General features: G+C 61.1%; 24 protein-coding genes. 6 read left to right on the forward strand and 18 right to left on the reverse strand.

Features of this window, described 5'->3' with window-relative positions; translation table 11 throughout:
• Positions 1-19 precede the first annotated feature (19 nt).
• From leuD to PHW99_RS04135, 11 genes are all read right to left on the reverse strand, one after another.
• Complete coding sequence (leuD, locus tag PHW99_RS04085; RefSeq protein WP_300174054.1) at positions 20-670, reverse strand: 3-isopropylmalate dehydratase small subunit; 651 nt, start codon at positions 668-670, stop codon at positions 20-22.
• A 7-nt stretch (positions 671-677) separates the two neighbouring features.
• Entirely contained in the window at positions 678-2,099 is a 1,422-nt protein-coding gene (gene leuC, locus PHW99_RS04090; protein WP_300174056.1) for a 3-isopropylmalate dehydratase large subunit, read from the reverse strand.
• 35 nt (positions 2,100-2,134) lie between these two features.
• Positions 2,135-3,127 (reverse strand): hydroxymethylglutaryl-CoA lyase, encoded by a 993-nt coding sequence (locus tag PHW99_RS04095; RefSeq protein ID WP_300174058.1) that lies wholly within the window; start codon positions 3,125-3,127, stop codon positions 2,135-2,137.
• Positions 3,124-4,329: a CaiB/BaiF CoA-transferase family protein gene (locus PHW99_RS04100; RefSeq protein ID WP_300174060.1), complete on the reverse strand. Its 1,206-nt coding sequence runs from the start codon at positions 4,327-4,329 to the stop codon at positions 3,124-3,126. Before PHW99_RS04100 ends, PHW99_RS04095 begins: the two co-directional genes overlap by 4 nt.
• A gap of 89 nt (positions 4,330-4,418) precedes the next feature.
• Positions 4,419-5,423, reverse strand: coding sequence for a tripartite tricarboxylate transporter substrate binding protein (locus PHW99_RS04105; RefSeq protein ID WP_300174062.1), 1,005 nt, complete (start codon positions 5,421-5,423; stop codon positions 4,419-4,421).
• A gap of 41 nt (positions 5,424-5,464) precedes the next feature.
• Complete coding sequence (locus tag PHW99_RS04110) at positions 5,465-6,628, reverse strand: alpha/beta hydrolase (RefSeq protein WP_300174063.1); 1,164 nt, start codon at positions 6,626-6,628, stop codon at positions 5,465-5,467.
• Positions 6,629-6,650: 22 nt separating this feature from the next.
• The gene (locus PHW99_RS04115; protein ID WP_300174064.1) at positions 6,651-6,866 is read right to left on the reverse strand and encodes a DUF2783 domain-containing protein; all 216 of its coding nucleotides are present in this window, start codon (positions 6,864-6,866) and stop codon (positions 6,651-6,653) included.
• A gap of 11 nt (positions 6,867-6,877) precedes the next feature.
• Positions 6,878-8,602 carry an FAD-dependent monooxygenase gene (locus PHW99_RS04120; protein WP_300174066.1) on the reverse strand — a complete coding sequence of 575 codons (1,725 nt, stop codon included), beginning with the start codon at positions 8,600-8,602 and terminating at the stop codon, positions 6,878-6,880.
• A 34-nt stretch (positions 8,603-8,636) separates the two neighbouring features.
• Complete coding sequence (locus PHW99_RS04125) at positions 8,637-9,161, reverse strand: VOC family protein (RefSeq protein ID WP_300174068.1); 525 nt, start codon at positions 9,159-9,161, stop codon at positions 8,637-8,639.
• 230 nt (positions 9,162-9,391) lie between these two features.
• Positions 9,392-10,279, reverse strand: coding sequence for a phospholipase A (locus PHW99_RS04130; protein WP_300174070.1), 888 nt, complete (start codon positions 10,277-10,279; stop codon positions 9,392-9,394).
• A gap of 316 nt (positions 10,280-10,595) precedes the next feature.
• Positions 10,596-12,755 (reverse strand): ATP-dependent helicase, encoded by a 2,160-nt coding sequence (locus PHW99_RS04135; protein WP_300174072.1) that lies wholly within the window; start codon positions 12,753-12,755, stop codon positions 10,596-10,598.
• A 152-nt stretch (positions 12,756-12,907) separates the two neighbouring features.
• Here PHW99_RS04135 and PHW99_RS04140 point away from each other — a divergent pair, with 152 nt between their 5' ends.
• From PHW99_RS04140 to PHW99_RS04165, 6 genes are all read left to right on the forward strand, one after another.
• Complete coding sequence (locus PHW99_RS04140; RefSeq protein WP_300174074.1) at positions 12,908-14,530, forward strand: methyl-accepting chemotaxis protein; 1,623 nt, start codon at positions 12,908-12,910, stop codon at positions 14,528-14,530.
• 153 nt (positions 14,531-14,683) lie between these two features.
• Complete coding sequence (locus tag PHW99_RS04145; protein ID WP_300174076.1) at positions 14,684-15,502, forward strand: creatininase family protein; 819 nt, start codon at positions 14,684-14,686, stop codon at positions 15,500-15,502.
• 83 nt (positions 15,503-15,585) lie between these two features.
• Positions 15,586-16,776 (forward strand): YncE family protein, encoded by a 1,191-nt coding sequence (locus PHW99_RS04150; protein WP_300174106.1) that lies wholly within the window; start codon positions 15,586-15,588, stop codon positions 16,774-16,776.
• A 76-nt stretch (positions 16,777-16,852) separates the two neighbouring features.
• Positions 16,853-17,818, forward strand: coding sequence for an AEC family transporter (locus PHW99_RS04155; protein WP_300174079.1), 966 nt, complete (start codon positions 16,853-16,855; stop codon positions 17,816-17,818).
• Between the two features lie 147 nt (positions 17,819-17,965).
• On the forward strand, positions 17,966-18,766 hold the full coding sequence (locus PHW99_RS04160) for a class I SAM-dependent methyltransferase (protein WP_300174081.1): 801 nt from the start codon (positions 17,966-17,968) through the stop codon (positions 18,764-18,766).
• A 63-nt stretch (positions 18,767-18,829) separates the two neighbouring features.
• Positions 18,830-19,228 (forward strand): carboxymuconolactone decarboxylase family protein, encoded by a 399-nt coding sequence (locus tag PHW99_RS04165; RefSeq protein WP_300174083.1) that lies wholly within the window; start codon positions 18,830-18,832, stop codon positions 19,226-19,228.
• A 4-nt stretch (positions 19,229-19,232) separates the two neighbouring features.
• Here the strand turns inward: PHW99_RS04165 and priA are convergent, their stop codons facing one another.
• The 7 genes from priA to PHW99_RS04200 form a co-directional block, all read right to left on the reverse strand.
• Entirely contained in the window at positions 19,233-21,362 is a 2,130-nt protein-coding gene (gene priA, locus PHW99_RS04170; protein ID WP_300174085.1) for a primosomal protein N', read from the reverse strand.
• Positions 21,363-21,720: 358 nt separating this feature from the next.
• Positions 21,721-22,830 carry a uroporphyrinogen decarboxylase gene (hemE, locus tag PHW99_RS04175; protein WP_300174087.1) on the reverse strand — a complete coding sequence of 370 codons (1,110 nt, stop codon included), beginning with the start codon at positions 22,828-22,830 and terminating at the stop codon, positions 21,721-21,723.
• Positions 22,831-22,906: 76 nt separating this feature from the next.
• Positions 22,907-24,061, reverse strand: coding sequence for a cytochrome b/b6 domain-containing protein (locus tag PHW99_RS04180; protein WP_300174088.1), 1,155 nt, complete (start codon positions 24,059-24,061; stop codon positions 22,907-22,909).
• A 75-nt stretch (positions 24,062-24,136) separates the two neighbouring features.
• Positions 24,137-24,619 (reverse strand): diheme cytochrome c, encoded by a 483-nt coding sequence (locus PHW99_RS04185; RefSeq protein ID WP_300174090.1) that lies wholly within the window; start codon positions 24,617-24,619, stop codon positions 24,137-24,139.
• 10 nt (positions 24,620-24,629) lie between these two features.
• The gene (locus tag PHW99_RS04190) at positions 24,630-25,019 is read right to left on the reverse strand and encodes a DUF1924 domain-containing protein (protein ID WP_300174092.1); all 390 of its coding nucleotides are present in this window, start codon (positions 25,017-25,019) and stop codon (positions 24,630-24,632) included.
• Between the two features lie 53 nt (positions 25,020-25,072).
• Positions 25,073-25,528 (reverse strand): cytochrome C, encoded by a 456-nt coding sequence (locus tag PHW99_RS04195; RefSeq protein ID WP_300174093.1) that lies wholly within the window; start codon positions 25,526-25,528, stop codon positions 25,073-25,075.
• 114 nt (positions 25,529-25,642) lie between these two features.
• On the reverse strand, positions 25,643-26,972 hold a 1,330-nt coding region (locus PHW99_RS04200), incomplete at its 5' end, for a thioredoxin family protein (RefSeq protein WP_300174094.1).

The following is a 26,972-nucleotide window of genomic DNA, read 5'->3' on the forward strand; positions in this document are numbered from 1 at the left end:
ATTTGCCCGGTGCGGGTGATCAGGTTGGCATCGTCGCAGCCAACCAGGGCTTGACCGCCAGACGTTCGGCTTCAAAAGCCCGGATTTTTTCCTTGTGACGCAGTGTCAAGCCAATATCATCAAAGCCATTGAGCAGGCAATACTTGCGAAAGGGCTGGACGTCAAAGGCGATATTTTCCCCTTGTGGGGTGATCACCACTTGCTGCTCCAGGTCAATACTCAGGCGGTAACCCGGCAGCGCATTCACTGCATCAAACAATCGGGACACGGTGGTCTCTGGTAGGACGATCGGCAGCAGACCGTTCTTGAAGCAGTTGTTGAAGAAGATGTCCGCAAAGCTCGGGGCGATCAGCGCACGGAAACCATATTGTTGTAATGCCCAGGGTGCATGTTCCCGGCTGGAGCCACAACCAAAGTTCCGTCGGGTCAGCAAAATGGAGGCATTGGTATAACGCGGCTGGTTGAGCACGAAGTCAGGGTTGGGTCTGCGGCTGGCTGGATCCTGGCCTGGGTAGCCAACATCCAGATAACGCCACTCGTCAAACAGGTTGCTACCAAAGCCGGTTTTGCGGATCGACTTGAGAAATTGTTTGGGAATGATGGCGTCAGTGTCGACGTTCTCACGGTCAATCGGGGCCACAAGGCCTTGGAGCAGGGTAAATTTTTCCATGGATGGTTCAGGAGAGGGATCGGACGTCGACAAAATGACCGTGGATGGCTGCAGCCGCCGCCATGGCGGGGCTGACCAGATGGGTGCGTCCACCGGCACCCTGGCGCCCCTCGAAGTTTCGGTTGCTGGTAGAGGCGCAGCGCTCGCCCGGTTCCAGCTGGTCGGCGTTCATTGCCAAGCACATGGAGCATCCCGGTTCACGCCATTCAAAGCCTGCCGCCAGGAAAATCTCGTGCAAACCTTCGCGCTCGGCTTGCTGTTTGACCAGTCCTGAACCCGGTACCACCAGCGCCTGTTTGATGTTTTTGGCGATTTTTTGTCCCAGTTTTTTAACCACGGCCGCCGCATCTCGCATGTCTTCAATGCGGCTGTTGGTGCAGGAGCCGATGAACACCTTGTCGACATGAATGTCGGTCAGTGTCTTGCCAGGCTGCAAGCCCATGTAATTCAGCGCACGCTCCATGGCCGCACGTTTGTTGGTGTCCTTTTCACGGTCGGGGTCTGGTACCGCAGCCGTCACGGGCAGCACCATTTCGGGTGACGTGCCCCAGGTGACCTGCGGCGCAATCTGCGTGGCATCGAGTTCAATCACCGCATCAAACCGGGCCTCGGCATCGGAATGCAGGGTCTTCCAGTAAGCCACGGCCTGGTCCCAGGCGACACCAGACGGCGCCAGCGGACGGCCTTTGACGTAGGCGATGGTTTTCTCATCCACCGCGACCAGACCAGCACGGGCACCGGCTTCAATCGCCATGTTGCATAACGTCATTCGGTTTTCCATCGACAGCGCGTGGATGGCTGAACCGCCAAACTCGATGGTGTACCCGGTGCCACCCGCCGTGCCGATGTGGCCAATAATGGCCAACACGATGTCCTTGGCGGTGCAGCCTTTTGTCAGCACGCCGTCGACACGCACCAGCATGTTTTTGGCCTTTTTGGCCAGCAGCGTCTGGGTTGCCAGCACATGTTCGACTTCGCTGGTGCCGATGCCGTGCGCCAGCGCACCAAAAGCGCCGTGTGTGGATGTGTGTGAATCACCACAGACCACGGTCATGCCAGGCAGGGTGGCGCCGCTTTCCGGACTGATCACGTGCACGATGCCTTGGCGCGGGCTCAGAAACGGGAAGTAGGCGGCAGCACCGAATTCCCGGATATTGGTATCCAGGGTGGTGATCTGCTCCTTGCTGACAGAGTCAGTGATGCCGTCATAACCCCGTTCCCAGCCGGTGGTCGGGGTGTTGTGGTCCGCTGTGGCCACCACGGAGCTGGCACGCCAGACCTTGCGCCCGGCTTCGCGCAAGCCTTCAAATGCTTGCGGACTGGTGACTTCGTGAACCAGATGACGGTCAATGTAAAGAACGGCAGTGCCGTCTTCTTCGGTATGGACGACATGTTCGTCCCAGAGTTTGTCGTAAAGAGTGCGTGCCATATTGGTGTGAAAAAAAGGTCGTTGCATCGCGCCAGTCAGGCGGTGGATGATGGGTTGTCACGGGCCAGCGCGCGGGCGCGGGTTTCCTCAAAGTCTGCAGGAACTGGATGACGGTGGTCCCAGGGGCCGGCCTTGAGAACCTGTCCTGGCACATCATGTCCGACCAGACGAGGAATGTGGCTGGCGCAGGTTAACAGGCGCGCCAGGTCAACGCCGGTTTCATACCCCATGGACTGCAGCATGTGCACCAGATCTTCAGTGCAGATATTGCCGCTGGCTCCCGGCGCAAACGGGCAGCCGCCCAAGCCGGCCAGCGACGCATCGAAATGGGTGATGCCTGCTGACAGGCCGGCCAGCACATTGGCCAGTCCGAGACCGCGGGTGTTGTGGATGTGCAGGGTCAACTCGGTGTTGGGCCAGCGTTGTGGCAGGCCTGCGCACAGCTGTTGGATTTGCACTGGATTGGCCATGCCTGTGGTGTCGCACAGGCTGATACCTGCCACGCCCAGGGCCACAAATTCATCGGCAATGGCCAGCACATCGTCCGCTGCCACCCGGCCTTCCATGGGGCAACCAAAGGCCGTGGCCACCGACAGGTTGACGGCCATTTTCCCTTCGACCATCTTCACGATCTCGCGCAGCGATCGACGTGACTGTTGGCGTGTCATCCGGGTGTTGGCCAGGTTGTGGGTTTCGCTGGCCGAGACGACCAGATTGATTTCATCCACCTGGCATTCCAGCGCCCGCTCGGCACCACGGGTGTTGAGCACCAGGGCCGCGTAGGTGACGCCAGGGACACGCCTGATCTGGTGCATCACCGCTTCCGCGTCACGCAGTGCGGGAATGGCTTTGGCAGACGTGAACGAGGTCACTTCAATCTTGTGCAATCCGCTCAGACTGAGCGCGTCAGCGAGAGCCACCTTGTCCTCGGTGGGCACAAATACCGGTTCGTTTTGCAGGCCGTCACGCATCACCACGTCATTGACGTAGATGCGCTGCCCGGCTGGGGGCAACACCAACCCGCTCACGCAATCACTCCTTTGGCACGCAATTCGGCCAGGGTGGCTTCGGACAGGCCGGCGGCACGCAGCACCTTGCTGGTGTGCTCACCGAGCTCGGGGCCTCCGGCGTCAAAACCGCCTGGCGTGAGGCTGAGCTTGGGGACGATGCCGGGAACCTTGAGGCTGGAGCCGTCCTTGAGTTGAATAGTGCGCAGCATGTCGCGCTGTTGGTAGTGTTCGTTCTCGACGATGTCCTTGATGGTGAACACCTTGCCCGCCGGGACCCGTGCGGTGGCCAGGGCTGCCAGCGCTTCGTCGAGGGTGTGTTGCCGGGTCCAGGCCGCAATGGCGTCGTCGATCACGGCCATTTGTTCAACCCGCCCCGGATTGCTGGCCAGACGCGGATCGTTGGCGAGATCGTCGCGGCCAACCAATTGCATCAGACGTTTGAAAATGCTGTCACCATTGCCGGCAATCAGCACATAGGTGCCGTTGGCACAGGGATACGCGTTGGTGGGCGCGACGCCTGGCAGGGCGCTGCCTGCGGGTTCGCGCACCATCTGGTAACGGTCAAATTCAGAGACCGCCCCTTCCATCATGTTGAAGACCGACTCATACAGTGCGACATCCACCACCTGACCGGTGCCACCATGTGCCACGCGGTGGTAGAGCGCCATGAGCACACCAATCACACCGTGCAGCGCCGACAGCGAGTCGCCAATGCTGATGGCCGGACGCACGGGGGCCTGCCCAGGCATACCGGTGATGTGGCGCAAACCTCCCATGGCTTCGGCGATCACCCCAAAGCCAGGCAGATCACGCAGGGGGCCGGACTGGCCATAACCCGAGATGCGCAGCATGATCAGCTTGGGATTGATCCTGGAGAGGGTGTCGTAATCAAGACCCCACTGCTCCAGTGTCCCTGGGCGAAAATTTTCAATCAGCACATCGGCCTCGCGTGCCAGCTCCCGTACCAGCGCCTGACCTTCGACCTGTCTTAAGTCAATAGCGACCGACTGCTTGTTGCGGGACTGCACATGCCACCAGACCGACGTGGTGCCGACAGGCGTGCGCCAGGTGCGCAGCGGGTCCCCGGTTTCGGGGGGTTCGATCTTGATCACCTCTGCGCCAAAATCTCCCAGTGTCTTGGCGGCAAACGGACCTGCGATCAGGCTTCCCATTTCGATGATACGAATCCCTTGCAAAGGGCGTTGCGCTGTGATGTTCATGTTGTTCTGATCAAGTTTGAACCCGGCGCCGGCAGGGACATCCTCCTTGCTGGCGCCGGGTCGCACGGTTCACGTCAATTGGATTGACTTTAGTTGAGGCTGATATTTTTGCGTTTGATGATGTCGCCAGCAGCCGTTGCTGTCTTCAAGACGTAGGCCTTGAACTCTTCAGGTGACTTCAACACTGGATACATGCCCAGCGTCTCCAGTTTGTCGCGCACAGCGGGGGTGTTGAGGACTTTGGCCACTTCCTTGTTCACACGTTGGACCACTTCCTTGGGTGTTCCAGCGGGCATCAGGATACCTTGTTCTGCGCTCATATCGAAGTTCTTGACGCCGGCTTCTTCCAGTGTGGGCACGTCGGGCATGCTGCTCAACCGGGTTGGCCAGGTGACGGCCAGGAAGCGGATGCGATCATCCTTGAGGTACTGGCGGGCCGTGGCGACACCCATCAGCATGGTCTGGATTTGACCGCCGACCAGATCAACCACGGCCGCCGAGTCACCCTTGTAAGGGACATGCTGCATCTGCAGACCCAACATGTCGTCAAGCGTGGCCATGGCCATGTGGTGAGGAGAGCCCACGCCGGGGGTGCCGTAGTTGACCTTGCCGCCCTCTTTTTTGGCCCATTGTTGCCATTCCTTGACGGTCTTGGCCGGCACACTCTTGTTGACCGCCAGCACCAGGGGGAAGCGGCCAGTCATGGCCACATATTCAAAACTGTTCTGGTTGTAAGGCAGCTTCTCGAACAGGTACCAGTTGTTGTACAGCGTGCCATTGTCGGCAGTGGCCAGGGTATAGCCGTCTGCTGGCGAGCTGACCATCGCCTGGATGCCGACGGTGCCGCCGGCGCCCGGGCGGTTTTCGATCATCACGCGCTGACCAAGGGCGTTGCCCAGGCCTTCACCGATCAGGCGTGCGACGATGTCACTGGCGCCGCCGGCGTTGTAGGGCACGATCCAGCGAATCGGCTTGCTCGGATAGGCCTGCTGTGCAGCAGCGGAAAAGCTCAGGCCGCCCAGCAGGGCGGCAGCACCTCCCAGCAGGCAACGACGCAGATGATTGAAAGGGCGGTTTGGGTTTTGATGACTCACGGTTTGTCTCCTTGGATGAGTGGAACGGGAACAGGAAAATCTCACCAGTTGTGGCGCTGCGTCCAGTCAGAAATCACTTGGACTGACTGGCGCAGATGCTCTGGCTGGCCTTTGAAATAGTGGTTGGCTCCCTTGAGGCACAGCATTTCCTTGTCGGCACTGCCGCAGGCCTGGTACATCAGGCCAATGTCAGGCTGGGGCACGGCATCGTCGGCGCTGTGTTCGATGGCCAGCAGCGGCACATTGATCTGGCTGGCGCAGGTTTCTCCGTCAGCGCGGGAGTGGTCAATCGACCATTGCGACATCCAGGACCGCAGCATTGAGAAACGGGCCAGCCCGACCGGGCCGTTGTTCACCGTCTCTGGCACACCGAGGTAGCAGTGTCCGATCGGGCGGTCATTCGGGTCGATGCTGCCATCCAGGAATCTGGGTTCAGCCATGGTTCGGTGGGTGACGAAGCCGCGCTCCATCTCGGCGGTACCGCGTTTTCTCAGCATCTCCAGGGTTTCCTGCACCCGTGCCGTGATGCGGCGAACCCGGGCCAGCTGGGCGGCGCGGTAGGCCGCCAGCCAGTCAGCTGGATAGGGGGGGCGCACTGGCAGATCGGGGGCATACAGATCAAATTTTGGATCACGCTTGTCTGGGTCGAGTTCATCCAGCACGGACGGATCAATCCAGTCGGTCAGGCAGCGGGCGCGTGAGCGGTGGGCTGCTTCAAGCACCACCCCGTCGGCTGGCAACAGTCTGGCGGCAGTGAGATCAACCGGGTCCCCGGCCGGGGTGGCGGTGATGGTGGGATTCTGCGCCTGTGACTGGTAGAACAGCGCCAGTGAGCCACCGCCTGACCAGCCCAGCAGGATGACCTGTTTGAAGCCGAGCTGTTCCTTGGCGTGACGCACACAGGCGCCCAGGTCCAGTGCCACTTTCTCATAAATCAAGGCCGAGTCGTTCTTGGCGTAGCGGCTGCCCATACACAACACCGGGTAGCCGGCTTCGGCCATGGCCGTGGGCAGCGGCAGCAATTGCAGGGTGGAGCTGGGATGCATCATCAGGAACACGGTGTCCGATGAGGCTTGTTCAGGGCGAATCAGCAGGCCCTCCAGGTTGACCGTGCCCTGGCTACCGACGAAACCGTAAGTCTCGGTGATCTGGCTGGTTTCAGCGTAACTGACATGCACCCACTGGTGTCGAATGGCTTGTTTCATGTTGGAATGACCTCTTTAAAAACTAAATCAGCCGCTGATGAGGCTGCGACTCGGTGGCGGGCTCATTCAGACTGTCCTGAATCAGCGCCGAGATACGTGTGGCATCGCCCAACTCCTGTGCCAGGTTCAAGACCAGTTTGGCCAGGAAAACACTTTCCTGCTCGGGCCCGGCCGCGTCGATCGCGGTGGCCAGTTCGTCGTACAGCGCTTCAAGCTGGGGAAACGTCAGTTGGCTCATGGTGTCTCCTGTTAAACGGCGGGGGTGGCCTGGGCTGCAGAGAGCACATGGTCGAGCACCTGCTTCACGCGGGTGCCGCTGCTGGCGCTCCAGCGGGCGCAGACATGTTGGTCGGGGCGCAGGACATACACGGCACCGTCGGCTGTACCCCATAACGCCTGGGCATGGCCGAGTGGATCGTGCAGCACGGCGTCCGCGTCGGCCATGGGTGTGCCGTCAACCGTGATCGCCATCAGGCGTACCCGCAGGCCCTGCTGCCTGGCAGCGAGCACGTCTTCGCGCGCTGCTTGCCACAGTGCTGCGTTCTGTCCGAACACCAGTACCTGAAAAGCCGGCTGGAAAGCATCCAGCAGGTAGGCACTGTCGGGCTTGCCGGGTTCGAGCTGGACATTGCGTGCCGGGGCGCCAGGAGTGGGGCCGGCAGCAAAGTTGCTTTCCGTGGCATCGACCCAGGTCAGCGGACTGCTGGCGTAGTCGATCGGGTGGGATGTGCGCCAGTGCAGCAGGCCACGGGTGAACGCATGGTTGAGCGACAGGGACAACACCGCTTGTTGCAGGACCCGGTAACCCCGTGTGGGTGGTGCCATCATGCGTGTGCTGCGGCCAGCTTCAATGCAGATCTGGCGCGCATCAGCGACACGTTCGCTGCTGTAACTGTCCAGGATCGAAGCCTGCGCCTGATGGTGTACCACGGCCGCGAGTTTCCAGGCCAGGTTGATCGAATCCTGAATGCCGGTATTCATGCCGCGCACGCCAAACACCGGCAGCAAATGGGCAGCGTCCCCGCAATACAGCACGCGGCCATGGTGGTAGCTGGCCAGCGTCAAGGTGTTGGGTTTGTACAGCGTGGTCCACTCGATGGTCCAGGGCAGATCAACCCCGATGTAGTCGAGGTGGGCCTGAATGTGTCCGTGGATGCGCTTGGGGTCAAGCGCCTGTTCGTCCGTCACGTCGTCCGGAACCTGGTAGTCCAGTCGCCAGATACCGCCGGGCGCCTTGTGCATCAACGCCGTGTGACCTGGCAGCCAAGGCGGCTCGTAATAACAGCGCCGTCCTGTGGGTTCCTCCAGTGCGATGTTGAAGTCGGCAATGACAAAGCGGCTTTCATAAGACTTGCCCTCAAACCGCAACCCCTGCAGGCGTCGCACGGCCGAGCGTGCGCCATCACAACCGACCACCCAGTCGGCATGGATACGATAGTCACCTTCGGGGGTGTCCAGGGTCAGAGTCACACCATCAGCCGTTGCTTCCATGGCTTCCAGTCGAGTCTGGAAGCGCATGTCCACACCCAGCTCGCGGGCGCGATCCACCAGAATTTTTTCCATGACGCATTGCGGCAGGTTGGTCATCGGCGCGAATTTGTCATCTTCCGAAAACGGCAGGTCCAGGTGGTGCACCACCCGGTTCTTGTAGAAGCTGTAGCCGTCTTTCCAGACGAGGGCGCGTTGCAAAAACTGTTGGGCAACCCCCGACTGTTCGATGATCTCCATCGAGCGTTTGGTCAGGGCCAAGGCACGGCTACCGCCGCTGACCTGGGCTTCGGACTCGATCAGCACACAGGCGACGCCGTTGGATGCCAGTTGAATGGCCAGCACCAGCCCGGCCGGGCCGGCGCCCACCACCACCACCGGGTGGTGGGTCGGCTCTGGCGCACCCATGTCGGACGGCCGGACGAACGGGTAGATCTCGTACTTGAAATAGCTGGACGGGTGGGGTTGCCTGTGGGGCAGGTGCATGGGAAGGTTTTCCTTGATAAAGTTGAATGGCGACTCAGTGGGCAGCACGGGCAGCTTTTTCGGCCGTCCAGTCATTGAGTTTGACGCGGGCATTTTCTCTATCAGAATCAGAGACTATTCCGCTCGTCATGTCGGCGGTCAGTTCCAATCGCACGCCATTCGGGTCGAAAAAGTAAATGGAGCGCACAAAACCGTGGTCGGTGATGCCCAGGACTTCGACGCCGGCAGCCTCCAGACGCTGCTTGGCGCGTTCCAGTGATGCCAATGAACCCACCTTGAGTGCCAGGTGATTGACCCAGGCTGGCGTGTTGGGTGAGGGTTGTGCGGACTGGTTATTGCCGAGGTCGAAAAAGGCCACGGAAGAACCATCCTGCAGCTCAAAAAAAATGTGCACGTAAGGTGTGTTTTCCCCGGTGCTGGGAACGTTGTCTGCGCGGACGACGTGGGTCAGCGGCAGGCCCAGCAGGTCTTCGTAAAACGCCCGGGTTTGTTCGGCATCCTTGCAGCGCCAGGCAAAGTGATGAAGACGTTGTACTGGCTCAAAAGTGGTGGCCCCCATGGGTCAAACTCCGGGTTGATCTAAAGCATGAATTTTGGCGGCTTTGTTGAAAAGTGTCAATATTAGATACTATTAGAGTAAACCCTGATATGACTTTTGGCGCATATGCGCTCATCGGTATGGCGGTGCGCCAGGCCGCCTTGTCTGCGGTCAGGGTGTGGTTGTGGCTGGCTGTCCGTATCAAAACCGCCAGTGGCCCGCTCAGAAGATGACGTTGTTGCTCTCTTTATCTACCAATCCACCAGACTCAGGCCGACACTGAGCACCGTACGCCGGCGGTTGTAGTCCAGTAGCGAGTCGCCATAGCCGGAAAATAGCTGGGTGTGAAAACGCAGGCCATTTTTACCGGTGAGCGGGTTGTCATTGGTCAGCGCTCTGAGCCATTCCAACCGGATCGACCCATTGGCCTGGGCCCTCAGCGAGTGGCGCAAGGTCAGGCCCAGTGTATTTTTCCCATCCGGATGCCAGAGTCCGGCCAGCTCGGCGCGGCCCACCAGGTCGCTGATATCGGGGTTGTCGTCGTCTTCGGCAGCTTCGGGCACCCGCTGCCACAGACGGGCGGTCAGTTGCAGGGTGTTGCCGTTTTCAAAACCCGCCATCAGGATGTTGCGGTTCCAGCTGCGCGACAGCGGCAGCGACTGGCCGTTGGACTGGTGGTTGATGCTCCAGCCCGCATAACGCCAGCGCCAGCCTGCGGGCAGGCTCAGGTCCATCGGGTAGATATAGGCCACCTCGGGCTCGTGGTCGGTGCTGCGAAAGGGGCGCGACAGGTCGCCGGTAAACAGTTGCCAGTAGGACTGCTGGCTATACCCAAACCACACCGAGTCACGTTTGAAGGGCTCCCCCTGCGTGAGCAGACCCTGGGCGATCTTGGTGCGCACCGACAACTGGATGCGGGCTTCGTTGTTGCTGTAGGGGGTGATGCCCGCGGCCGTATGCCCTGGGCTGGGGGAGCTGGGTTGGGTGTTGACATGGTTGGCCCCGATCCAGGACAGGCTGATGGGTTTGTAACCGCGGATGCCAAAGGTGCCGCAGTCGCTGCCAGCCTCAAGCTCCCAGAAGCGCGACAACTCCGAAAAGCGCGGGTTCTTGCAGTTGTGGGCTTCCGGCGCACGCATGGTGATGGTGACAGGCTCCGTGGCGGGTTGTGCCGTGGGGGCGACCTGGACCACGGGAGGGTTGACTGACGCGGCGGCAGCGGTTTCCGAGGGTGAGCGGGATGCGGCCCCGGGCTGCTGCGCGGCCCACTGGTCAAAACAGCGCAGACGGGCATCCCTGTCCGTGAGGGCCTGACACTGTTGCCAGTCAGCGGACTTTGGCCCAACCGGGTCTTGAGTGCTAATTTGGCCTCTAGCCCAGGTATTGATTGTGCATAAAGCTACAAAAAATATAGCGTAATGGATTTTCATGAATGGCCCTCCAGGGGTAGTGGCGTTAGCGTACCAGTGCCCGTGCTGCGGCACTGTCCTGCGCCTTCTGTGCAAACTCGGCGCGCAAGGCCTTGAGTTTTTCGCGCGGGTCTTCCTTGACGGTATTTTGGTCCAGCCCCATTTCGGTGATGAAACGGCTGGGCTGGGCCGCGACCATCTCGCGGCCCTTTTTGCGTTTGCGGGTCCAGCTGACCGCCAGGCTACGCTGGGCACGGGTGATGCCCACATACATCAGGCGGCGCTCTTCCTGCAGGTGCTGGGTCAGGCTTTCGCTGGCGGCCTCAAGGGCGGCGGCGCGCTGGATGCTGGATGCCCTGCTCGGCGCCGTCTCGTCGGGGTTGTCGCGTTGCTTGAACGGCAGCATGCCCTCGGTCACCCCCACCAGCAGCACATGCGGCCACTCCAGGCCCTTGGAGGCGTGCAGTGTCGAGAGTGTCACCACGTTCTGGTCCTGCTCGCGCTCGCTGATGGTCGACAGCAGCGAAATCGTCTGGGCCACTTCAAGCAGTGATTTGACCTCCCCCGCCGTGTTGACACCGGTGGCGTCTTCAATCTGCCCGCCACAGCGCCCGGACATCCAGTCGATGAAGTCCAGCACATTGCTCCAGCGGGCGGCGGCGACTTTTTCACTGTCCTCACCGTCGTACAGGTAGGCCTCGTAGCCAATGTCCTTGAGCCAATCCAGCAAAAAGGCCTTGGCGGCTTCGGCGCCCAGGGTGTGGCGGGCACGGAACTCCAGGTCGTTGACCTCGCGGCCGAATTCATGCAGGCTGCCCAGCGCCTTGCCTGAAATGACGCTGCCCAGACTGCTGGAGAACAGCGCCTCGAACATGCTGAGGCGGTATTTGCTGGCAAAGTCGCCCAGGTGCGCCAGGGTCTGGTGGCCGATGCCGCGTTTGGGCGTGGTCACGGCACGCAAAAAAGCCGGATCGTCGTTGTTGTTGATCCACAGGCGAAACCAGGCACACAGATCCTTGACTTCGGCGCGGTCAAAAAAACTGGTGCCACCGGACACCTTGTAGGGAATTTGCGCCCGGCGCAGGGCCTTTTCGAACGGTTTGGCCTGGTGGTTGGCGCGGTACAACACGGCAAAGTCACGCCATTCCTTGAATTGGGGTCCCCCCGTGCTGGTGCCGCTGGCGCGCAGGCTCTGGATGCGGGCGACGGCTCGCTCGGCCTCGTGTTCCTCGGTGTCGGCATCCACCACCCGCACCGGCTCACCTTCGCCCAGGTCGCTCCACAGGTTTTTCGGAAACAGCTTGGGGTTGGGGCCGATCACATTGTTGGCAGCACGCAGGATGGCACTGGTGGAGCGGTAGTTCTGTTCCAGCTTGATGACTTTCAGCGTGGGGAAGTCGATCGGCAGCTTCTTCAGATTGTCCAGCGTGGCGCCACGCCAGCCGTAGATCGACTGGTCGTCGTCCCCCACGGCAGTGAACCGTGCCTGCGCCGGCTGGTCACCGTTCACCAGCAGTTTGAGCATCTCATACTGGGTGGCGTTGGTGTCCTGATATTCGTCCACCAGAATGTGCCCGATCAATTTCTGCCACTTCTGCCTGACGGGCTCGTGGTTCTGGAGCAGCTTGAGGGGCAGACCAATCAGGTCATCAAAATCCACACTCTGGTAGGCCGCCAGCCGCTCTTCGTAGTGCGCCATGACCCGGGCAATGATGCGTTCGTTGTCGTTGCTGGCCTGCGCCGCTGCCGCTGCCGCATTGAGCCCCAGGTTTTTCCACAGGCTGATGGTCCATTGCCAGGATCGTGCGGTCGCGGCATCCACACTGCCGCCAGCGTCCTTGAGGATGCTGGTGACGTCATCGCTGTCCAGAATCGAAAACTGGGGTTTGAGACCCAGCGCTGCGCCATCTTCACGCAGCAGACGCACACCCAGGGCGTGAAAGGTGCAGATCACCACGTCTTTGGCGGCTCTGCCGATCAGGCCGCGGGCGCGTTCGCGCATCTCGCTGGCAGCCTTGTTGGTGAAGGTGATGGCCAGAATACGCTTGGCCGCCACCCCCGACTGGATCAGGCGGCCGATCTTGTGGGTGATCACCCGTGTCTTGCCCGAGCCGGCGCCGGCCAGCACCAGACACGGGCCGTGCAGGTAATTGACGGCTTCTTGCTGAGCCAGGTTCAGGCCGGAGTTGGGGGAGTGGGCAAACATGGAGGACGACAACTTTCGCGAAGGGGCGAATCATACCCAGCCAGCCCGACACCGTCAGGTTTGAGTTATGTCATGTTCCTGCCGGTTTTCTATTGGACAAAAGCGAGGTCGATGGTGTAATTTGAGGTAAGCAAACAGACGGGAGCAGGGTCATGGACTTGTCGCGTTACAAGATCAGCACCAAGCTGGGTATGGGGTTCGGGGTGATTGTGTTGTTGACCGCGCTGATTGGCGGGTTGTCCATGATGCAGATGGGCCGGATTGACGCCGATACCACCGATCTATCAGAAAACTGGCTGCCTTCGATCCGGGTGGTGGGTGACATGCAAGCCCTGCTCAATGACATGCGCCGGGCCGAATTGCAGCATGTGATCGCCGCCAGCGCTGAGGAAAAGAAGCCCGAGGCCGAGCGATTCAAGGCGGATGTGGCCAAACTTCGCGCGCTGGAGAAAAAACTGGGAGAGCTGCTGGATGCACCACAAGAGCGGCAACTCTATGAGCGCTACAAGACCGAAAGCCAAGCCTACCTGGCCACCAGCATCTCATTGTTTGAGCTGTCTTCCGTTGGCCCCTCCGGGCAGGAGCTCACCACCAAATACCTCAAAGGTGATTCCAGAACCACCTTCCGGGCCATTTTCAAGACACTGGATGAAATGAATGTCCTGCATGTCAAGGGTGCGGATCAGGCCGCACAAGACGGCCATGCGGCTTACGCCAGGGCCACGTTCACCGTGGCGCTGGTGCTGGCCATTGTGTTGGGCGTGGCCATGGTGCTGGGGTGGTGGATTGCGCGACAGATCACCGTGCCGATCCAAGCGGCGGTGTTGGCAGCCAGGGAGTTTGCCGCTGGCAATTTGTCCACCCCCTTGCAGGTGAAGGGCCGGGACGAACCCGCGCAATTGCTCGGGGCGCTGGAGTCGATGCGCCAGGGCCTGTCCAGTGTGGTGACGGGGGTGCGCTTGAGTTCGGACAGCGTGGCCACGGCCAGCTTTGAGATCGCCCAGGGCAATACCGATTTGTCCAATCGCACCGAGCAGCAGGCCAGCGCGCTGGAGCAAACAGCAGCCTCCATGGAACAACTGGGGGCAACCGTGGCGCAAAACGCCGATTCGGCGCGCCGGGCCAGTGAATTGGCCGCCGGCGCTTCGGCGGTGGCCGTGCAGGAGGGGGAGGTGATGGGGCAAGTGGTGGAAACCATGAAAGACATCAACGAGTCGTCCCAAAAGATCGTCGACATCATCGGCGTGATCGACGGTATTGCCTTTCAAACCAACATCCTGGCGCTCAATGCGGCGGTGGAGGCGGCACGCGCCGGAGAGCAAGGGCGTGGCTTTGCCGTGGTGGCCAGCGAAGTGCGCAGCCTGGCCAAACGCAGCGCAGATGCGGCCAAAGAAATCAAGACGCTGATCAATGCCAGTGTGACCAGTGTCAAACAAGGCTCCAGCCTGGTGGACCGGGCTGGCGCGACCATGAGCGAGGTGGTCAAGGCCATTGAGCATGTGTCCGATATTGTGGGAGAAATCAGCTCGGCCAGCCGTGAACAGTCCACCGGTGTGACGCAGGTAGGGGAGGCGGTGTCCCAAATGGATCACACCACGCAGCAAAATGCGGCTCTGGTCGAAGAAATGGCTGCAGCTGCCGGTAGCCTACGTAGTCAGGCCCAGGATCTGGTGCAGATGGTGGCACAGTTCAAACTGACGGATGAGCAGGTCAGGACTACACCGGCTGCCTTGGACCAGGAGCCAGACAACACGCACCTGCTCAGACTAAATTGACGGGCGTTGTGCGCCAACCTCGATGCCATGCTGCGGCATGAGGATGGTGATGAATCCGGCCTGACCTGCCACCAGGCGTAGCAGCGGGGCATGGCTTGTCTTGTGTTTGGCACAATGGGTGTCATGTGTTTGAGCATTTTCAGAAGACGCCGTTTGCCGCCCTGTCTGGTGGTTGGTTTGAGTTTGGCTTGGTGGGGGCTGGCCCTGGCCGCGCCAGACACGGCCAAGACTGTGTTTCTCGAAGAGCTGACCTCGGTTGAACTGCGTGACAAGGTCGCCCACGGGGTGACGACCATCCTGGTTCCCATTGGCGGGACCGAGCAGAATGGTCCCCACATGGTGCTGGGCAAGCACAATGTCCGGGTCAAGGCGTTGGCGGGGCAGATCGCCCAGCGGCTGGGCAATGCGGTGGTGGCGCCGGTATTGGCCTATGTGCCTGAGGGGGCGATTTCCCCACCGCAAGCCCACATGCGTTTTACCGGGACGATCTCGATCCCCCCCGACACCTTTGAAAACCTGCTGGTGGCTGCGGCCAGGAGTTTCAAGCAGCATGGTTTCCGCGATGTGGTTTTTCTTGGTGACCATGGCGGTTATCAGAAAAACGAAGTGCGTGCGGCGGAGAAACTCAACAAGGCATGGGCTGGTGATACCCGTTACCGCGCCTACGGCCTGACGGCTTATTACGAAGCCGCCCAAGCCCCTTTTTCACAGGAACTCAGGGCCCGGGGGCTTTCGGACACCGAAATCGGCACCCATGCCGGCTTGTCCGATACTTCCCTGGCCTTGGCGGTGGACCCTTCCCTGGTGCGCGAGGTCTGGTTGAGACCTGCGGCGAAAATCGGTGCGGCCGATGGTGTTTATGGTGATCCGCGCAAAGCCAGCGCGGAACTGGGGCAAATGGGCGTGCGAATCATTGTGGACCAGTCGGTTCAGGCGATTCAGGACGCGATCCGGCAGCGTGGTATTCGGTAAATCTGTGGAGTCATCCGTTCGTGAAGTTCAATTTCAAACGTATCGTGGTTATTGCCGGGGTGGTCTTGACCCCTTCTCTGGTCATGCATGGTGTTTCGGCCACGCCGGCGGCCAGTGCGCCCAAGGCCGTGGTGCAGACGGTGCCGGGTATGCCGGCGGTGACGGACGCTGATAACCTCTACAGCGACACCCGGACCGACCAGCTCAGCGCGGCTGTCAAGGACGACCTGGAGCGTATTTATGTGCCCAACCTGCGTTCCCACGACGTGTCGGTGATTGACCCCAAAACCCTGAAGGTGGTCGACCGTTTCAAGGTGGGGCAGGCACCGCAGCATGTGGTGCCCTCCTGGGATCTGCGTACGCTGTGGGTGGCCAACAACGCCGAGCGCAGCAACAAGGGCAGCCTGACCCCGATCGACCCGCGCACCGGCAAACCGGGCAAGGCCATTGACGTGGATGATCCGTACAACCTGTATTTCACCCCGGACGGCCAGTCGGCCATCGTGGTGGCCGAAGCCAGACGTCGGCTCGATTTCCGCGACCCGAAGACTCTAAAGCTGCAATACGCCATTGAGGTGCCTCAATGCGGCGGTATCAACCATGGTGACTTTGCCATCGATGGGCGGTACGCCATCTTCACTTGCGAGTTCGACGGCAGCGTCGCCAAGATCGACATGGTGGCCAGAAGTGTGGTGGGATATCTGAAGCTGACGATGCCGAAAGTGCGTTTCAAGGAGGTGGGCAACACCTTCAATCCGCTGGAAACCGAAATCTGCACCACCCGCAAAGGCATGCCGCAGGACATCCGGATTTCGCCTGACGGCAAAACCTTTTATGTGGCCGACATGATGGCTGACGGGGTCCATCTGATTGACGGTGCCTCTTTCAAGGAAACCGGCTTCATTGCCACCGGTGTGGCTGCCCACGGCCTGTACCCCAGCCGTGACGGCAAGTTGCTGTATGTGGCCAACCGCGGTTCCCATGCCATCCACGGCAAGCGCAAGGGGCCGGGCAGTGTCACCGTGGTCGACTTTGCCAGCAACAAGGTGGTGACCACCTGGCCCATCCCGGGGGGCGGCAGCCCGGACATGGGCAATGTCAGCGTGGACGGCAAATGGCTGTGGCTGGCCGGGCGTTTTGATGACGTGGTGTACCGGTTTGACACCAGCAATGGCAAAGTCGACAAGGTGGCGGTTGGCGCCGAGCCCCATGGTCTGACCATGTGGCCCTTGCCCGGCAGGTACTCCCTGGGGCACACCGGAAACCTGCGTTGAACCGACGGCAAGCCGACTGGGCCCCAAGGGCAGGCGCAATGGCTGGAGCAGGCACCGTCGGGTGCCTGATGTGGCCATGCTGAAAATCTTCATCACCACCTTCCCGTTTTTTGCGCTGGTGCTGTGCGGTTATCTGGCGGCACGCCGACGCATGTTGCCCCTGGAGGCGATCCCTGGCTTGAATGGTTTTGTGCTGTTTTTTGCCTTGCCGTGTATGTTGTACCGCTTTGGCGCCAACACCCCCATTGCGCAGTTGCTGGATGTGTCGGTGGCCATCACCTGGCTGGTGTGTGGTCTGATCATGGTCGGTTTCACGGTGGCCACCAGCCTGAGTTCCCGCATTGGCTGGAATGACGCGGCCTTTGGTGCCCTGGTCGCGGCTTTTCCCAATTCTGGCTTCATGGGGGTGCCGCTGCTGGTGGCCTTGCTGGGTGCGCAGGCCGCAGGCCCCACCATCCTGACGATGGTGATTGACATGATTGTCATCAGTTCGCTGTGTATTGCCTTGTCCCGGCTGGATGGTGCGGATGAACACGGTGCGGCCAAGGCGTTGAAGAACGCCCTCAAGGGGGTGTTGACCAACCCCATGCCCTGGTCGATTTTGCTGGGCGCGCTGGTGTCTGCACTGGGACTGGCCCTGCCACCGCCGGTGATGCAAGTGGTGGGGATGCTGGCTGATGCGGCGTCACCGGTGGCGCTGTTCACCATTGGGGCGGTGTTGGCACGATCACAAATGATGGCCATGGCCGGGCACGCGCCAGCCACCCGACTGGGTGACTACCTGCCGGTGGCGATGCTCAAATTGTTTCTGCACCCGTTGCTGGTGTTGCTGGTGGGGGGGGCGGTGATCAGCTTGGGCATGTCGCTGGACCCTTTTGCCCTGACGGTGGTGGTGCTGGTGGCGGCCTTGCCCAGCGCCAGCAATGTGTCGCTGCTGACCGAGCGCTTTGGTGCGGACAACGGAAGGGTGGCACGCATCATTCTGGTGTCCACCGCCGCGGCCTTTGTCACGTTTTCGCTGGCGGTGATCCTGCTGCATTAGGTTTGGCAGCGCCAGTCCCAGGGGGGATCGCCGGGTTTTTCAGCAAAACCTGATCTGGCTCAAGTTTCCTGTCAATGGCAGCAGTCTAATGGCGATTATTAACAAATGATGAACGTCACAGATCACTGTTGATCACAAAGGAATGACATGACTACCTGGTTGACTTACAGCATGGTTGCTGTGGTGCTGGTACTGGCCAGCACCGCGCTGTTTTTTTTCACCCTGACCCGTGGCGCGCTGATCATGCGCGGCGCCTTGGGCCGTCTGCATCACGAAGCCGCCCACGTTTATCCGATTTATTCCAATATGCGCCTGATCCGGCTGGTGGACTACCAGCCCATCATTGCCGCGATTCTGCTGTTCCAGTACAGCCGGCTGGTGTCCCTGATCACGCATGGTTTGCACCACACGGACCTGCGTGGCCAGCAGGTCCTGATCACCTCCTGTGCCTTTGGCAATGTGATGCCGCGGGTGGTGAAGGCAGCTCTCAAGTCAGGGGCGCGCAAGGTGCTGGTGGCCGACATCATCCAGAACGAGCTGGACCATGCCCGGCGCAAGCTGGGTGGCTATGCCGGGCAGGTCGACTACCGGCAGGACAACGCCATTGCGATGCAACTTCCAGATGGTTCAGTGGACGCCAACGTCATGTTTTTCCTGCTGCATGAGTTGCCGCATCACCTCAAGGGTGAAGCCCTCAAGGAAGCCATGCGGGTGCTGGCCCCGGGGGGCAAGCTCTATTTGGCCGAATTTCACCGGCCCCGGCCCTCGGTGCTGCGGGCCCTGAGCTGGACGTATTTCAAAGTGTTCGAGCCCTACGGTCTGGCGCTCTGGAACACCCACGACCCGGTGCTGCAACTCAGTGCCATGCCCGGCGTGCGCTGCGAACGCCATGTGGTGTTTTTTGGCAACTTTCAAGTGATTGTGGCGACCAAAGGCGCTGCCGACTGAGTTGGCCGGCCGTGTTGTCAAAATCGGTGGGTGTTCAACCCCCTCATCACCGATATCAACACCATGGCACTGCAAACACCTATTGAATACGATCAGGCTTCCCCGGTTGTCAAAGCGGTTTACGACGACATCATGGCCACCCGCCAGACGGACTGGGTGAACAATTTCTGGAAAGTCCTGGCGCATCATCCGCCGACGCTGGAGCGCATCTGGAACAACATCAAACAGGTGATGGGCTCTGGCGCGCTGGACCCGCTGACCAAGGAGCTGATCTACGTGGCCGTCAGCATCACCAACAATTGCGGTTATTGCATGGCCTCGCATACGGCAGCGGCCAAGGCCAAGGGCATGACCGATGAGCAGTTCGGGGAGTTGCTGGCCGTGGTTGGCCTGGCCAACGAAACCAATCGGCTGGCCATCGGGTATGGTGTGCCCGTTGATCAGCGCTTTCTGAGCAGCTAGTCCATCAAATCGCCAGCGGGTCCACGTCCACCGCCCAGCGGATCAGCCCCTTGCCCTCGGGCTGGGCACGGGTGGCGTGCAGGGTGGTTTGCCACAGGCCCAGGAAACGCTGCAAGGCCGAGCGCGACGCACTCTCGATCAGCATCTGGGCCCGTTCCACATTGGCAATACGCTGGATGCTCATCGGCACCGCCGGGTACAGCGTGATGTGGGGCAGCAGCGGTGCGGCTTCGGGCAGTTCGGCGCTGGCTTGTCTGGCCGCATTCAGAAAAGCCTGGGCGGCTTCCTGGGTGCGCGCCTCGGCCCGCACCAGGGCCTGGAAGCTGAACGGTGGCATGCCGGCCTGCTGGCGCTCGACCAGTTGCGACTGGGCGAAGGCCGGGTAGTCGTGGCGTTTCAGCGCTTCAAACAAGGGGTGGGTCGGGTGAAAGGTCTGCACCCACATCTCACTGCGCCGGGTCTGGCTGGCGTCGCGCCCGGCACGGCCCGCCGCCTGCATCAGCAGGCTGAACAAACGCTCCGGCGCGCGGAAGTCGCTGGAAAACAGGGCTCCATCCGGGTTGATGGCCGCCACCAGCGTGATGCGACGAAAGTCATGCCCCTTGGCAATCATCTGGGTGCCCACCAGCACATCCACCTCGCCCGCATGCACCTGCGCCAATTGGGATTCCAGTGAACCCTTGAGCCGGGTGGTGTCGGCATCAATGCGGGCGATGCGCACCGCGGAACCCTCCGGGCGTGTGACGCCGGCCAGCAGTTGTGCCAGGTGTTCTTCCAGACGCTCGGTGCCGCGCCCCAGTGGCGCGATGTCGGGGTTGCCACAGGCCGGGCAGGCGCGTGGCACCCGTTCCGCCTGGCCGCAGTGGTGGCAGCGCAGGGTGCGGTCGATCTTGTGGAACACGCGGTAGGCGCTGCAGTGTGGGCATTCACTCTTCCAGTCGCAGTCGGTGCAGTGCAGCACCGGGGCGTAGCCGCGCCGGTTCAGGAACACCATGCTTTGTTCACCGTTGGCAATACGTTGGCTGATGGCCTCGAGCAGTGGCGGTGAAATGACACAGGCCTTGGGCTGGTGGTTCATGTCGACCCGGCGCACCAGTGGCAGGACCGCATTGGCACCGACCCGGCTGGGCATCTCCAGCCGCAGGTAACGCCCGCCGTCGCTGGCCGGGCGGCTGTGGTACCAGCTCTCCAGTGACGGTGTGGCTGAACCCAGCAGCACCTTGGCACCTTCGAGCTTGCCGCGGTAGATCGCCAGGTCGCGCGCCGAGTAACGCGCCCCTTCGTGGCTCTTGTAGCTGGGATCATGCTCCTCATCGACGACGATCAGGGCCAGGTGCGGCAGCGAGGCAAACACCGCCATGCGGGTGCCCAGCACGATACGCGCCGTACCACTGTGGGCTGCCAGCCAGCTTTTGAGCCGTTGCGCTGGTGTCATGCCGCTGTGCATCGACACCACCGCATCCGGACCGTATTGCGCGCTGAAACGGCTTTTGAAGCGTTCTTCCAGCTGTGGTGTCAGGTTGATCTCAGGCACCATCACCAGCGCCTGGGCCATGTCCGAGCCGGCCAGCAGGTCGGCGGTACAGCGCATGAAGACCTCGGTCTTGCCGCTGCCGGTGGCGCCAAACAGCAAAAATGGCCCGGCATGTGAATGAAATTGGCCGATAGCCCGCGTCTGTTCTTCAGTTAATGCTATTGAATCTATAGTGTTTTTTGAGGAGGCTGAGGTCTCGGTCGACACTGGGTGGCTCAACTTGGCCTGCTTTTTCAAGCGCCGGGCCAGTTGCAGGGCGTTGAGGTCACGCAATTGCGGGGGCAGTGCCGCCAGCGCCACTTCGCCGGCGGAGCGCTGGTAATAACTCGCGGCAAACGAAATCAATGCCCGCCAGGCGGATGTCAGCGGTGGCAGCGCATCCAGCGCGGCGGTGATGGGGCGCAGCTTGGCCGGGTCCAGCGCGGTGGATGCCGCCCCGGGATCAGCGTGATCCCACACCACCCCCAGCAGCTCACGCTGGCCCAGCGGCACCCGGACCAGGGTACCTGCCGGCAAGGGCTGATCGCTCAAATAACTCAACGCACCACCCACCTGGCTATAGGCCGGGGTGTGCACCAACACCGTAAGCGGGGAGGGCATGGGCAGGTCCGGTCGGGCTGTATTGTTCAAGTGAACTTGTGAAAGTGGCCTTAAGTCATTGATTCTGCGAGGTTTTGCAGGTCATTCAACTTTTCTGTGGATAACTTTGTTGATAGATCGTCAATAGCTGCTGCCGAGCCTTGTAAATCAAGGCTTTGGTTAACCTGCTCAAAAAACATGCAAATTTCAAATGCCTATATAAATCAACAACTTACGATTGCTATTCGTTTGGTAGCGAGAGCCGGGCAGCGCAGTGCCGTCTTGATCGGCCGCTCTCATTTTTGTGCATAAGTTACAAATTTTTTTGTCTGATGATTGACAAAAACGGGTGCAAAAGTGCTAGGGCGTCCCTGGACGGTCAGCTCGCGCTGCGCATGCGCCGGGAATGCTCGTGCACCGCCTGGACCAGGGCCGCCACATGCTCGGGCGGCGTGTGCTGGCTGATGCCATGGCCCAGATTGAAAATGTGGGTCGGCCCCTCGCCCGGGCCGCGGTGGGGGGCGCCAAAGGCGTCGAGCACCTTGCACACTTCGGCCTCGATCTGGGCCGGTGGGGCAAACAGCACGTTCGGGTCCAGGTTGCCTTGCAGGGCCTTGCTGCCACCGACCTGGGCACGTGCCCTGGCCAGGTTGACGGTCCAGTCCACCCCCAGCACGTTGCAGTCCAGTGCCGCCATCTCGTCCAGCCACAGGCCGCCGCCTTTGGTGAACACAATACTGGGAATGCGCACACCGTTCCAAGTCTTGTGCAGTTGCGCGAGCACCCGGCGGGTGTAGGCCAGGCTGAATTCCTGGAAGGCGCCATCGGCCAGCACGCCGCCCCAGCTGTCAAACACCATCACGGCCTGGGCCCCGGCTTCGATTTGGGTGTTGAGGTACAGCGCTACCGCGTCGGCATTGATTTGCAGCACTTTGTGCATCAGGTCCGGGCGGCTGTACAGCATGGTCTTGACCAGCCGGTAGTCGTCTGAGCCGCCGCCTTCGACCATGTAGCAGGCCAGCGTCCAGGGGCTGCCGGAAAAGCCGATCAACGGCACCCGGCCATTCAGGGCCTTGCGAATGGAGGTGACGGCATCAAACACGTAGCGCAGCTTGGCCATGTCGGGCACTTCGAGCTTGGCGACGGCGGCTTCGTCACGCACGGGGGAGGCAAACTTGGGGCCTTCACCCAGGGCAAATGACAGCCCCAGACCCATGGCATCGGGCACGGTCAGGATGTCGCTGAACAAAATGGCCGCATCAATCGGAAAGCGGTCGACCGGCTGCAAGGTGACTTCGGTGGCGTAGTCGGTGTTGGTGGCCAGCCCCATGAAGCTGCCGGCCTTGGCGCGGGTGGCGCGGTATTCAGGCAGAAAACGACCGGCCTGGCGCATCATCCAGATCGGTGTGTAGTCGGTGGCCTGGCGCAGGCAGGCGCGCAGGAAGGTGTCGTTTTGAAGGGGGGCAAAAGAAGGGCTGGATGTGTTCATGGCAGGGATTATCGCAAGCCGTGCCCAGGCCACCACAGCGGCGCCTGGCACAGCCCGCCGGGGATGTTCCAAAGAGTCAGGGTTTGGCGGCAGCAGGCTGGGGGCCAGAGGTCCCGGCGGCCGGGGCCTTGGGGATTCGCATGGCGCCGTCCTCAAACGTGCCGGCGTCCGCGTCCAGGTGGCAGGCCGCGCAGTTGCTCTTGCTTTTGACCAGGGGGTTGGCCCAGTCGGCGCCGGCAATGTCGCGGTGTTTCTTGATCCAGTAAGGGGTTTCGGTGATGCGCTGTGGCGTGTCCCCACTGGCAACGGAGCGGTCAATCTTGAACGCGGCTTCGGTCTGATGGCGATCTGCAGCGTTGTCCACCAGGAACTTCAGCACGGCCTGGGTGGTGGCCGCGTCCAGACCCAGGTCCGAACCAAAGTGTTTGTCCTGTTCGGCCATCATCTTTTGCCAGGAGCGCGCCGGCAACAATGCCGGGTAAAACACCGCATGGCAACTGCCGCATTCCTCGCGCCATTGCGCGTTGTCCGGCAATTGCTGTCCGACAAACTTGACCGCTGGTCTGTCCGCTTGCGGGACCAGGGTATAAGAAAACCACCAGCCGCCAAAACCCAGCATGGTCACCAGCATGACCAGCGCCACCAGCCTGTGGCTGGACGCCACCGGGGTGCCAGGTTCAGCCAGCTTGATGCCCGTGACCATGGAGCGGGCCAGGTTCTCCTTGTGCAGCACACTTTCCACCACCACCCCGGCGATGTGGGTGATGACCACCAGCAGCATCAGGACGGCGCCGGCCTCGTGCAGTTTCTTCAACAGCCTGATCTGTGAAAAGCTGAACCAACCGGCAGCGATACCCTGCTGTTCATCCCCGCCCATGGTGGTGATGCCGGTGAACCCAACTGTCAGCGCAAGGGCCAGCAAAATGTAAATGGCCAGGCTGCCCGTGGGGTTGTGACCCACATGGCGGGCGGCGTGACCACTGGCCACCTGCCTGAGGTAGTCAAAGGCCTCGCGTGGGCCAAACCAGAATGAGGCAAAGCGCGAAAAGTGCGAGCCGACAAAGCCCCATAACACCCGAAAACCCACCAGCCCCAACATCAGGTAACCCACAAACACATGCACCGCATGCCAGCGGTCACCTTCGCTGGTGAGCCAGGCGATGGCAAAACTGGACGCCAGCGTCCAGTGGAACAAACGGGTGGGCAAATCCCAGATCAGGGTGCGTTGCATGAGCCTGGCTTTCAGGAAAAAAAAGAGCTGATACCTCAAACAAACGCCAGCTGGCGCTGGCGTGGTTGACGCTGGTTACTTGGGAATGTGGATATTGCGCTCGTTGTAGTCGCCTTTGTCCGCGCCGCTATGGCAAGCCATGCAGTTGGAAGCGCTCTTGACGGATTCGCGTTTCCAGACCGCCGGACTGATTTCACCACTCAGGTGCTTGGCCTTGAACCACTCACTCTCGGTGATGCGCAGGGGCGCGGTGCTGGCCGTCCAGCGGTTGGAGCCATATTTCACCAGGTAATCGGTGATTTCCTTGGTGTCGGCGGCCGACAGCGAGGCGTCTGTTCCAAAATGCTTGTCCAGGCCGGTCATGACTTTTTTCCACGATGCTGCAGGCAGCAGGCCAGGCGGGAAGGCCATGTGACAGCCCGAACACTCGGCTTGCATCTTGGCGTTGATTTCAGCGGGCATGACCGGGCGACCCCGGTCTTCACCGTTGTATTTGGCTTGCACGCCGACCGCAGCAAGCGCCAGCGTGACCAACAACAGGGATTTGACGAGTTTCATGAAGGCCACCTTATTTGACCGACAGCACGTAGGTCATGAAGTCACCCTTTTCCTGGGTGGTGCAGGCCCGGCCCAGGGCGTCATTGCAATTGCGCTTGAACCATTTTTCAACCTTGGCGGCATCCGTGAAACGCTGGGCATTGGCGCTGGGTGCCAGCGGGTCGATGGCCTTGTTGGTCTTGGCGTGTTTGCCGGCATTCTTGGGTGAGTCGGTGTGGCACGACGCGCAGGACAACTGGTTCGGGCCGACCGTTTTGTACAGCTTTTCGCCAGCCGCGGCGCTGAAGGTGCCCTTGGTTTCGGCTTTGTAGCCATCCAGGATCGGGTTGGCGCTGACGACCAGCGGCAAAGCCAAGGCCGCGCAAGCCAGCAGGGCAGAGGTATGGAATGTGAATTTCATGGTATTTCCTTTCAGTGGATCAAACAAAAAATAGGCGGCTGCAGCCCGCAGGTTCAGCGCGGGATGCGGATGTTGTGTTCGTTGAAGTCGCCCTTGGCGGCATCGACATGGCAGGCCTGACAGTTGGATGGACTTTTGACCGATGCCCGGCGCCAGACCTCGGGTCGGATGTGTTTGGTGCCATGTTTGCGGGTGAACCAGAATGCCTCGGTGATGCGGTTGTTGGGTGGGGCTTCGCCCAGTTCCTGGGCCACGGTGTTGAGCCAGTCGGTGATTTCCCGGGTGTCGGCCTCGGACAGTGAGGCATCGGCGCCGTAATGTTTGTCCAGTGAACGCATGACCTGTTGCCAGGATGACTTGGGCAGAAAATTCGGTCGGTAGGCGATGTGGCAATTGGCACATTCCTGTTCCATCTTGGGCAGCAGCGGCGTCACCGGGCCGCCATCGGCCCAAACGCTGACACAGGACAGAACGATGAGACTTGCAACGACAGCGTTTTTAAGTGACATGACATGGGCTCCTTGGCTTGTAGCGAGAGCTTAGCGAGCCAGTCTTAAGAATTCCTTAGAGCGACACGAAGAGCGCTGACCAGGATCAAAAAAACCTATTTTAGGGACAGGAATTCACTTGGGGGCCAGTCCGGCCAAGGCCTGGTGCAGGTCGCTGGTTGACAGGATTTCGGACAGGATCACGGGTGTTCGCCCGGGACTGTAGAGCGCGTACACCGGCACCCCATTGCGGCCCAGTTGCGCCAGCGCGGCGGTGATGGTGGGGTCGCGGCGGGTCCAGTCGGCACGCAGCAGGGTTACCTTTTTGGCGTCGAAGTCGGCCAGGACCCCGGCATCGGCCAGCGCGGTCTGCTTGTTGTATTGGCAGGTCACACACCAGGCGGCGGTGAAATCGACAAACACCGGTGTGCCGGTGGCCAGCACCTGTTCGACCTTGCCCGGCGCCCAGGCCTGCCAGCGTTCTTGGCTGGTGGCGCTGGCAACCGGTGTTGTCTTGATGACATTAGGGCCGATAGCCCACGTCAACAGGGTAAAGATTGCTATTGAAAATGTAGTGATGACAAGGCGGCTGCGGCCCTGCAAGGAGAGTGACCACAACACCAGGGCCAGGGTCACCAGCAGCGCCAGCAGGGCACTGGCGCCATGGATGCCGGTTTGCTGGCCCAGCACCCACACCAGCCAGACCACGGTGGCAAACATCGGGAAGGCCATGGCGTGGCGGAAGGTGTCCATCCAGGCGCCCGGCCGCGGCAGCCGGCGCGCCAGTGTCGGCGACCAGCTGATGGCCAGGTAGGGCAGCGCCATGCCCAGCCCGAGTGCGCCAAAAATCAGCAGGGCCTGCCAGGCCGGCAGGCCCAGGGCCAGACCGAGCGAGGCGCCCATGAACGGGGCGGTGCAGGGCGAGGCGATCACCACGGCCAGCACGCCCGACAAAAAGGCATTGGCCGCCGGGTTTTTGGCTTCCAGCGAGGCCACGCTGCTGGGCACAAACTGGCCAAACTCGAACAGCCCGGCCAGATTCAGCCCCATCACCGTGAACAGCACCGACAGCGCCGCCACCACCGCGGGTGATTGCAACTGAAAGCCCCAGCCCAGTTGCTCACCAGCACTGCGCAGGGCCAACATCAACAGGCCCAGGGCCAGAAACGACAGCAACACCCCGGCGCTGTAGGCCAGCCCACTGACGCGGTGACCGGCGGTGTCGTTGGCGTGGCGGGTGAAGCTCACCACCTTGATCGCCAGCACCGGAAACACACAGGGCATCAGGTTCAGGATCATGCCGCCCAGCAGGGCGCCGAGCCAGGCCAGCCAGAAACTCGGTGGCGCTGGCAGGGCGGCGGGTGCCGGTGCGGCTGCACCGGGTGCGGCCTGTGCTGGCCAGGTGCCACTGACGGTGGCTGTGCTGGAAAAGCCCTGGCGGCGGCCAGCCGCGTCGGCGACCAGC

It is taken from the genome of Rhodoferax sp., assembly GCF_028689305.1.
GTDB lineage: Bacteria > Pseudomonadota > Gammaproteobacteria > Burkholderiales > Burkholderiaceae_C > Rhodoferax.